At 61.0% G+C, this 10,000-nt stretch carries 9 protein-coding genes; 4 read left to right on the top strand and 5 right to left on the bottom strand.

The genetic code is table 11. The features are described 5' to 3' along the window. The coding region (locus LDL37_RS09425; RefSeq protein WP_290797218.1) for a helix-turn-helix domain-containing protein at positions 1-313 on the bottom strand (313 nt) is incomplete at its 3' end. 351 nt (positions 314-664) lie between these two features. On the opposite strand from LDL37_RS09425, the gene LDL37_RS09420 reads away from it, so the two are divergent. Further along, on the top strand, positions 665-1,732 hold the full coding sequence (locus LDL37_RS09420) for a glycosyltransferase family 1 protein (RefSeq protein ID WP_126421838.1): 1,068 nt from the start codon (positions 665-667) through the stop codon (positions 1,730-1,732). Between the two features lie 46 nt (positions 1,733-1,778). Next, positions 1,779-2,663, top strand: a complete 885-nt coding sequence (locus LDL37_RS09415; RefSeq protein ID WP_290797214.1) for an alpha/beta hydrolase — start codon at positions 1,779-1,781, stop codon at positions 2,661-2,663. 372 nt (positions 2,664-3,035) lie between these two features. On the opposite strand, the gene LDL37_RS09410 is transcribed toward LDL37_RS09415, so the two are convergent. The 4 genes from LDL37_RS09410 to LDL37_RS09395 form a co-directional block, all read right to left on the bottom strand. After that, positions 3,036-4,088 (bottom strand): deoxyhypusine synthase, encoded by a 1,053-nt coding sequence (locus tag LDL37_RS09410; protein ID WP_290797211.1) that lies wholly within the window; start codon positions 4,086-4,088, stop codon positions 3,036-3,038. 162 nt (positions 4,089-4,250) lie between these two features. Further along, positions 4,251-5,159: an NAD(P)/FAD-dependent oxidoreductase gene (locus LDL37_RS09405; protein WP_290797208.1), complete on the bottom strand. Its 909-nt coding sequence runs from the start codon at positions 5,157-5,159 to the stop codon at positions 4,251-4,253. Continuing rightward, complete coding sequence (locus tag LDL37_RS09400; protein ID WP_366509233.1) at positions 5,149-5,601, bottom strand: Rrf2 family transcriptional regulator; 453 nt, start codon at positions 5,599-5,601, stop codon at positions 5,149-5,151. The genes LDL37_RS09405 and LDL37_RS09400 overlap by 11 nt, the downstream gene beginning before the upstream one ends. A 96-nt stretch (positions 5,602-5,697) precedes the next feature. Continuing rightward, complete coding sequence (locus tag LDL37_RS09395) at positions 5,698-6,966, bottom strand: type III PLP-dependent enzyme (RefSeq protein WP_290797203.1); 1,269 nt, start codon at positions 6,964-6,966, stop codon at positions 5,698-5,700. Between the two features lie 292 nt (positions 6,967-7,258). Between LDL37_RS09395 and LDL37_RS09390 the strand changes: the two genes are divergently transcribed. Together LDL37_RS09390 and LDL37_RS09385 are read left to right on the top strand one after the other, a co-directional pair. Beyond that, entirely contained in the window at positions 7,259-9,463 is a 2,205-nt protein-coding gene (locus tag LDL37_RS09390) for a methyl-accepting chemotaxis protein (RefSeq protein WP_290797201.1), read from the top strand. 93 nt (positions 9,464-9,556) lie between these two features. Further along, the coding region (locus tag LDL37_RS09385; RefSeq protein ID WP_290797198.1) for a hypothetical protein at positions 9,557-10,000 on the top strand (444 nt) is incomplete at its 3' end.

The following is a 10,000-nucleotide window of genomic DNA, read 5'->3' as shown; positions in this document are numbered from 1 at the left end:
GCACCGAACTGAGCAGTCGCCAGTAGGCGTCAATGGCCCCGTCCAGCGCGTCCTGACCGGGTTTCAGCTTGCCAGCTTCGGCCTCAAAGGCGGCTTCGCGCGCGGCGTGGATATGCCAGGCGGCGGCTTCGACCAGCGCTTCGCGGGTCGGGAAGTGATAGAGCATGGCGCCGCGCGTCAGGCCGCAGGCTTCGGCGATAGCGGCATTGCCCGCACGGTCATAGCCCAGTTCGGCGAACAGCCGCATGGCGGTGTCGAGAATCTGAACCCGCGTGCGGCGGGACTTGGGCGTGTCTTTCGGTCGATCGCTCATAAGCTGCCTTCCAGCCTCCGCGCGCTGGCCTCCCGTGGTGTGTTGTTTACGGGCGCGGACGCTACTCACATTCCGGTCATTCGTCGCGGTTGACAAGGGGCTGGAGGGTTTGACGCGACTTTGTACCATAGGTGCGATTATACGCGCCTTTTTGTGCATCGCAACAACCCGCTCCCCACAAAAGCGGCGGCAAGCCCTGAAAAATCCACCCTTTGCCGTTCGCAACTGCGCAAAAGCCCCGGATTTCCCCCGCCGCTGTGGTCACTGTCGCAGGCGTGAAATAAAATCATGCTTCACAGACCGCCCGATGCCCTTTAGACAAGAGGGCCAGGACAACAGACGGAAACGATTGTGCGTATCTTACTGGCGACCGATGCGTGGGACCCTCAGGTCAATGGCGTGGTCACGACGATGAAACGAGTCATCGCCGAATGCGAAAAGCTCGGCCATGAATTCAAGATCGTGGACTATACCCAGTTCAAATCGGTGTCGTGGCCCGATTACCCTGAGGTCAAGCTGGCGCTGGGCTGCTACGAAGAGGTGCGTGAAATCATCCAGGACTATGAGCCGGATGCCGTGCATATCGCCACCGAAGCCTTTGTGGGCCTTGCGGCGCGGCGGGTGTGTATGGAATGGAAGATGCCCTTCACCACGTCCTATCATACCAAGTTTCCCGAATATGTGTCGGCGCGCCTGCCCATTCCGCTGAGCTGGGGCTATGGCTATATGCGCTGGTTCCACAAGCCGTCGGGCCGCGTGATGGTGGCGACACCCACCCTGCAAAAAGACCTTGAGGCGCGCGGCTTCAAGAACATCTCACCGTGGACGCGCGGCGTCGATACCGAGATGTTCCGCCCGGACCTTGAGCCGATCTTTGGCGATCTGCCGCGCCCCATCATGACCTATATCGGTCGCGTGGCCATCGAAAAGAACCTCGAAGCCTTTCTGTCGCTTGACCTGCCTGGCACCAAGGTGGTGGTCGGCAAGGGGCCGCAGCTTGAGGAACTCAAGGAGAAATATCCGGACGCGGTGTTTACCGGCGCCCGCTTTGGCGAGGAACTGGCGCGCTCCTACGCCGATTCCGATGTGTTTGTGTTTCCGTCCCTGACTGACACCTTCGGCCTCGTCATTCTGGAGGCCATGGCCTGCGGGACGCCGGTGGCGGCCTTCCCGGCGCACGGCCCCATTGACCTGATCCCCGGCACAGGGGCAGGCGTCATCGACGACGACCTCAGTGTCGCCATTACCGAGGCTTTGAAGCTCGATCGCGCCCACGTGCGCCGTCATGCCGAAAAGTTTTCGTGGCGCGCCTGCGCGGAGGAGTTTATCCGCAATCTGGAACCCTATCCAGAAGCGGAAAAGAAGAAGCTATGGGCGCGGTTGCGCGCCCTGCCGCGTCGCCTGCGCCGGGCGGCGTAAACGGATGGCCCGCAGAACAGTCACTGCGATGTTCTGCGTTTCCCTCATGGCTTCCTCGGCTTCGGCCGTGACTGTGGCGCTGTGGCCGGACTCTGCCCATAAGGGTAATCCCAGAGCCAACGGCCCCGAACAGACGGGCAAGGGCAAGTCTCTGGTCGCCGGGCGACCATGGACACAGATCAGCAATGTCTCTCAACCCAGTCTGACGATCTATCCCGCGCAGGGCAACAACACGGGTGCCACCGTTGTGGTCCTGCCGGCTGGGGGCTATCGCGTGTTGGCTATGGACCTTGAAGGGACCGAGGTCTGCGACTGGCTGACACCCAGAGGCATTACGTGCGTTGTATTGAAATACCGGGTTCCTGCCTCAGGACCCTGGTGGAATCCCGACTGTAATTGCCGTGAACACCCCAAGGTGTGGATGGGGCTTCAGGACGCGCAGCGAGCGCTGCGCCTGTTGCGTCAGGATGCGAAAGCCTATGGCATCGACCCGAACCGTATCGGGGTGCTGGGCTTTTCCGCCGGGGGGCATCTGGCGGCCGCGGTCAGTACGCGCGCTGAGGCGGCCTATGCCCCGGTGGATGAAGCGGATTCGCAGACCTTTCGGCCGGATTTTGCCGTGGTTCTCTATCCCGGACATCTGTGGCGGGAACCCGATCTCACCCTTGAGCCGGACATCAGGGTCACACCGGGAACACCACCCACCTTCCTTCTGCACGCCAAGGACGATCCCGTGGACGATGTGCGCCATTCGCTCGTCTATGAAGCCGCGCTTAAACAGGCCGGCGTGCCCGTCGAAATGCACCTCTATGCCAAGGGTGGCCATGCGTTCGGCTTACGCCCCACAGGCCTGCCGATTTCGGAATGGCCACAGCGGGTCGAGACGTGGTTGGCGAGGATTGGGGTAATGGGAACACAGACGCCCAAATAACAACGGCCCTTTCTGGGGGGGCAGACCCGCGCGAAACGCAGGTTGAGCGCAAATTCAGAAAAGAAATCCCGATCTGCCCCATCACGGGCGCCGAAATAACAACGGCCCTCTCTGGGGGGCAGAGAGGGCCGCGCATGCCGCCGGATTCGAGGGGGGGGGGGGATGATCCCGGCGACGAACTTATGACAGCGACTCAATTACGTGTGTCACCGTCGTTAGAGCCTAAATAGCTACTATTTTGAAAAAGGGAAGAGGCTGAGTAAAAAAAAATCGCGATCTCTGACGCCGATCTTTGGTTAATGGCATTTTGATACCGTTAAGCAAACGATTAACAAGACTTATTCTCAAAAATCGGCGTCATTTACTCAGGGTTTACGCAAACAGCTTAGCCCAGTTACGCTTCTCGCGCGACTTCCACGCGCCACGGTGGTAGGCGTCCGAACCGATCAGCGGCACAACCGTCGTGGCTTCGGCAAAGACCATCTGTTCGTAGGTGGTCGAAACCTTGCCCCACGAGGCGGCTTCCTTCAGCGTCGAGGACGAGCAGGCACCGTCACGCACGTCGGCGACGGTGATCTGCACCGCGTACTTGTGCATATCGGCTTCGACGCCGAGGATTTCGGCGCAGACAACCGTGTCCTGCGCAAAGTTCTTCGGCACACCGCCGCCAACCATGAACAGGCCGGTGGTGCCGGCTGCGATCTTGATGTCGGTCAGTTCGCGGAAGTCGGCAATGGCGTCGAGCATCAGATAGGGCTTACCCGCAGCCGCGCGTTCCTTCTGGTGCTTGACGAGGCCGAAACCGGCAGACGAGTCCACAAAGGCCGGGCAGAAGATCGGCACGCCGTGCTCATAGGCGGTCTGAATCAGCGAGCCTTCCTTCTTGGCATTGCCTTCCGACAGCCACTTGCCCATTTCCCAGATGAATTCGCGCGAGGAATAGCCGCGCGGCTCAAGGCGATTGGCGATCTCAAGGATGGTGTGGTCGCAGGCCTGAAGCTCTTCTTCGTCGATATAGGTGTCGTAGATGCGGTCGATATAGTTGTCGCGCAGGACGTTATCGTCCACCGGACCGGCGGCCTGATAGTGCTTGAAGCCGAGCGCTTCGAAGAAGTCCATATCGACGATCGAGGCACCCGTGGCGACCACGGCGTCGATCATGCCGAACTTCACCATGTCGCGATAGACGTGCATACAGCCGCCGGCCGAGGTCGAACCGGCGAGGATCAGCCACGGCGAGCAGTCCTTGTCTTCCAGCGCCATGTTGAAGATGTCGGCGGCGCGGGCGGTATCGCGCGACGAGAACGACATCTTGCGCATCGAGTCGATGATCGGGCGCGCGTCGTAAGAGGTGATATCGACGTGCTCCACGGTGTTCTGGAGCAGGGCGGCCTTTTGATTGGATTGGGGGGTGTTAGCGTTCATCGCTTGGTCCTTTTTGGTAAAGAGGAGAAAGGTGGACGCCCGTCATGTGCCCGGTACCCCCCAGACGGTGCGATGGGGCGGGATTTTACAGGGAGCGGCGTATAGCCCATAAGCCGACACTTTGCAAATCAAGGTTTTGCAAAGCCTGAGACAAGCTCTCCCCTACATCCCCAGAGGGCCAAAAACCAGTGAGCGATGAACCGCCACGCCCGCCATCATGCCGTCCGCTGCCGCGAAACTGGCATTATGCATCGAGCGGATGAGGTCGCCCGCAGCAAAAACACCGGGCACGCTGGTCTGGCCTAACGGATCAACCACGATCAGGGGGCCATGCATACCGTCCTGCACGACGCATCCGAGTTGGGTCCCCAGCGGGCTGGTCATTTCGGTGCGCGTGGCCACATACAGCGCCGCCAGTGGCACAAGGCGTCCGTCGCTCAGGCGCACACCGTCCAGCGTCTCCGCCTCGCCTTCCAGCGTCGCAATCGGCGCAGGCTCGATCCGCACGCCGCGCGTGTTAAGCTGCTCCAGCGCATCCGCATCCGGCAGGTCTTCGCCATTGAGGAAAAAGGTGGTCGGGCCCCACTCGCTGATCAGCAGGGCCTGATGCACTGACATGGGGGTGACGCGAAGTACGCCAAGTGGCTGATTCAGGAACTCATAGCCGTGGCAGTAAGGGCAATGGAGTACGGTCCCGCCCCACCGCTCGGCAAGGCCTGGCAAATCGGGCAAGTGGTCGCGCACCCCATAGGCCAGCACAAGCTTGCGGGCCTGAAGAACCTCACCCCGAAGGGTTTCGATGAGGAAGCCATCCCGCGTATGACGCGCCATTACAGCTTCATCATTGACGAAATCGACAGTGGGATAGGCGGCGAGCTTCTCGCGCCCGGCGGCCTTCAGCGTCAGGGGGGCCACGCCATCCTGAGCAAAAAAACCATGTGAAGCCTCGGCAAAGCGATTGCGCGGCTGACCGCTGTCTAGCACGCAGACCTTCTTGGCCGCGCGCGCCAGAGGCATGGCGGCGGACAGGCCGGCAAAGCTGCCGCCCACAATCAGGGCATCATAGATCATGATTGCTCTCCGGATGGGGATGATCTTTAGGCAAGGCATAGCCGCGGGCTTCGGCGCGACGCTGGAAATCGGTAGCCAGCATGGCCAGAGTCACCTCGCCAAAACGCTGCATCAACAAGGCCTCAGCCTCAGACAGAGCGTTGTCGATGGCCGCATTGACAGCCTGCTCTACCAGACACTGCGGGTTTTCGCTGCGATTACCCATGGCGAACAACTCTGGTTCACCAACGGCCCGATAAACTTCAGCCAGCGTCACCTGCGCCAACGGCCGGCCCAAACGCCAGCCGCCGCCATGCCCTTTTTCGGATTGCACAAGCCCCTGTTCGCGCAAGCCCGCCATGACGCGGCGGATGACCACGGGATTGGTGCCCATCATCTGCGACAGCCGCTCAGACGTCACGGCCTTATCCGTATCTGCCATATGCAGAAGAACGTGCAGCATGCCGGAAAGTTTGCCATCTCTTTTCATGTAACTTTATATGTTACATGATGGGGCAAAAAACAAGGGCCGCTTTTGAAAAACCGACCCTTGTCTGCTTTACTTGCTGCGCTTCTTGCCGCGCTTGCCACCCTTGGGGCGGTTGAGGCGCACGACCTTGTTCTCTTCGACGCTGTCGAAAAGGCTGCGCGGCACGTTCAGCGAGCGCGGGCCCAGACCGAACAGCGAGGCCATCGGCGCGTCGTCGAGGAAAACGGTTTCGGTCTGACCATAGCCGTTAAACCCGGTGGTCATAGCCACACCATAAGCCCCCAGCATACCGATTTCGACGTAATCGCCCTCTTCCACATCGGCGGGCAGCCAGAACGGCCCCGGCATGTGGTCGATGGAGTCGCAGGTCGGACCGTAGAAGCGGAAGGGCTTCAGTTCCGGTTGCTCGTCACCATCCTCGGCGCGGTGCAGGCGCACCGGGAAGGGCCACTTGGCGTGGGTGGCGTCGAACAGATTGCCGTAGGCCCCGTCGTTCAGATAAAGGGCATCGCCCTTGCGCAACTCAACGCGGGCCAGGATTGAGGTCGATTCAGCCACCAGCGAACGGCCGGGCTCGGCCCACAGTTCCGTCGCCTCGTGCACCTTCATTTCATCAAAGGCGCGATGGATGACGTCCATATATTCCGGCAGCGAAGGCGGCACCATGCCCGGATAGACCGAGGGGAAGCCCCCACCGACATCGACAATATCCGCCAGCACGCCGGCGCGGACCAGCGCGCGCGATGCCGCCGACATGGCTGCCGCATAGGCGGTCGGGCGCATACATTGCGAGCCGACGTGGAAGGAGACACCCATGCGGTCCTGCGTCGCCTGACGCGCCGCCAGCAACAGCGCCGGCGCCTCATAGGGCTGGGCGCCGAACTTATTGGTCAGGGGCAGGTTCGAGCCTTCGCCCGACGTCGCCAGACGCACGATCAGATTGAGGTCCTTCGCGCCACCCGTGGCGTCGAGGATCTTCTGCAATTCTTCGTGGGTATCGAGGCTGAAGGTCTTTACGCCGAAATCGGAATAGGCTTCGGCGATAGCGCGGCGCGATTTGACCGGGTGCATGAAGGCCAGACGCGCTTCAGGCGCAAGGCCGCGCACCAGCTTGACTTCATTGATCGAGGCCACGTCGAACGAACCGATCCCGGCGTCGAGCAGGGTCTCAATCACCCACGCCGAAGGGTTCGCCTTGACCGCGTAGAAGACATCACCATTGAAATGGCGCTGGAACCATTGCGCTGCGACGGAAACGGGCTCACGTCGCACAAGGGCGACGGGCTTTTCCGGTGACTGCTCGCGGACCAGGTCCAGGGCCGATTGGAAGTGTGCCACTGCCAATACCCCGTAAAGTTAAGTTAAACCCAGACCGGCGTTAGCAGCGTTTCAACGACGCCCAGCCCTTCGAGAAACGACCTCTTGGGGCCCCAGGGCGCCGACCTGTGTGTCGGGGTCCGCCGGAAGCGGGCTATATCGGGTATTTTCGCCTGACTGTAAAGGCGTTTTTTGTGACAATTGGGACAGGCGCGGCCATCATTTTTAAATTTGAAAGCTGACTTTGACGTTAAGGAAACGGAAACCAAAACACGGTTTTTTGGGTTAACCGCCTACCCGTCTGGATATCCCCATGCCCTTCGCCGCCTTAAGCATCCGCAGCAAGCTCATCATCATGACCGGCGTGTTCATGGTGCCCATCGTGCTGATGAGTTATCTGTTTGTGCAGCAATCGCTGAAGGACATCAATTTCGGGCGCAAGGAAATTCAGGGCGTCGAAGCCATGCGCACCGTGTGGCCCGTTCTGAACGCCACGACCGCGCAGCTTTCCGGCGGTTCGGAGCCTCTTCCGGCCCTTGACCCGCAGGCCCCTGCCCTGAAGGCATTGGCGGCCAGCGAGGCCGAGGCCCTGTCCAAAGCACCCGACGCCGAAGGGGCGCTGGCGCTGCTCACCGTCCTCAGCGACCGTTCCAATCTGACGCTCGATCCGGATATCGACAGCTATTACGTGATGGACTCCGTGGCCTTCAAAGCGCCGGACGCCTTGAATCGTATCTCCGCCGTCCTGCATGACATGGCGGCCTATCAGGCCAAGGCCAGCCTGAGCACCGAGGAAACGACCAACCTTGTGGTGGGCGTGGGGCAGTTCAGCGCCGCCTGGCAGGGCCAGATCACCTCGCTCGACAAAGCGATTGCCGCCAACGGCAGTCTGTTGTCCACGCTCAAGACCGAGCGCGACGCCTATAACGCCTCTGCGCAGGCTGTGGAAGCCGAAGCCCTGACGCTGGCACACCAGATCCAGACGCAGGGCCATGCCGCAAGCGTCGATCTGACGCCACTCACCCGCGCCAAAGCGGCCTACGCCAAGGCGAGCGATGCCCTGTGGCAAGCCTCAGCCCGTGAGTTGAACCGGCTTTTGCAGAAACGGATCAGCGGCTTCTCTACAACCCTCTATACCCTGCTGGCCGTAACGGTCGTGGCGGCCCTGCTGGCGGTTTTTATGGCGTTGGGTCTGGCCCATTCGATCCTGAAAGCCATCAACGGGCTGGATCAGAATATCCGCCATCTGGCGGACAAGGACCTCAATGCCAGCCTCCCCGAAGCGACGCGCAAGGATGAAATCGGTCAGGTCGGGCGCGCACTGGAGTTTTTCCGTCGCCGTACCATCGAAAAAATTGCCGACGCGGCCAATGATGTGAAACGTAACGAACTGATCATCAAAGAAAAAGACCGCATTAACACCTTGTCTCAGCGCATCCGCAATGCCATCACCGATGTCATGGATGCCGTACAGACCCTGTCCTCATCGGTCGGTGATTCCACCGGGGAATTCAGTCAGACCGCCAAGACAACGCGCGAGGAATTGACGGCGGCCATCGACCGTCTGAGCGCGTCGGCGCGCGACGTGGACAGCGTGTCCGCCAGTATGGCCGAGGTGAGCCAGAGCTTTGGCGAGATCGCGCGTCGCACCGGCGAAAGCGCGGAAATGACCGATCGCGTGGCCGGAGAACTGGAGCGTTCGCGCGATATGGCGCAGGCGCTGACGCAGGCTGTTGAACGCATCGGCGAAGTGTCGCGCCTCATTCAAGACATCGCCGCCCAGACCAATCTGCTGGCACTCAACGCCACCATCGAAGCGGCGCGCGCGGGCGATGCGGGCAAAGGCTTTGCGGTCGTGGCCGGAGAGGTCAAATCGCTGGCCAATCAGACAGGCCGCGCGACCGCTGAAATCGAAGCCCAGATCAATGATGTGCGTCTGGCGGCCGAAAGCATGGTCGGCTCTGTGTCAGAAGTCACCGGCATTATCGCGTCGGTGGCCCAGACGTCGCGCACGGTCGCTGATGCCGTAAAGACCCAGAGCCAGGCCGCTGACAATATCCGTCACAATCTGGAGCGCGCCGCGCTGGGCAATCGCGAGGCCGAACGCATCATCAACCTGCTGCCCGAAGCCACACGCCGGACGGAACGCACCGCCGACGACATGCAGGCCATTTCTCAGGACATGGCGGGGGCTTCGCGCGATATGCAAACCGAACTGGCGTCGCTTCTGGATGAGCTGGTCGATAAACGGGTAGCCGCGCGTTACGCCTCGACCGAGACGGTGGATATAGAGGTGGCAGGCCGCACGGTGCGCAATCTGCGCCTCTATGACATCAGCGAAACCGGGGCACGTATCGGCGTCACACCGGGGCTCACGCCCGACGACACCGTGGTAATCCGTCTCGTGGATGCCGAGGTGGATGCGCGCGTGATCTGGGTCGGGGAGGACTCCTTCGGGGTTCATATGCTCAACGACTTCCGCTTTACCCAGCATCAGGTGATGCAACTGGCAGCGTAAGCGCTGCAAAAAAGGCTTGAACCGAAGCCTCTGCAATTTCGACAAGGTGTTGCAATTTAAAAAATTGCCCCCATGGTTGTGGTGGAGGGCGAAATGACTCGGCAACTGTCTGAAGGCGTTAAATCTAATCTCGGCAAGCTGGGGCTTTGCGGTGCGGCCATGCTCGATCCTACCGGCATGGCCGCAGGTCTGGGCATAGCCTTCAGCGGCAAGGATATAGCCGAAGCGCTTTTAGCGCTTGGAATTGCGGGGCTGGGCAACTCCCCGGATAAATCGAAACCGCACTCCAGCGTCGAACGGCTCAAATACCATCTCGGCCACGAAGCGCGTTTTGACCTCGACGCCGACCCGGCGACCTCAGACGCTGTAGAGGCGTTTTTCAATGAGGCCGTTTTGGACATCGCCTTTCCGCAGCGCGATTTCAGCCGCTTCCGCGACGCGCTCGACCACGCGCAGGGCCTGAATGCGGGCATAGCCGACGCCATGCTGCGCCGTCTGCCCGGCTGGGACGGTCTTGAGACAGGGGCGCAGGCCCTG

It is taken from the genome of Asticcacaulis sp. (assembly GCF_020217185.1).
In the GTDB taxonomy this organism is placed as follows: domain Bacteria; phylum Pseudomonadota; class Alphaproteobacteria; order Caulobacterales; family Caulobacteraceae; genus Asticcacaulis.
The sequence above is the reverse complement of the archived record's forward strand: the minus strand, read 5'-3'. Positions and strand labels throughout refer to the sequence as shown.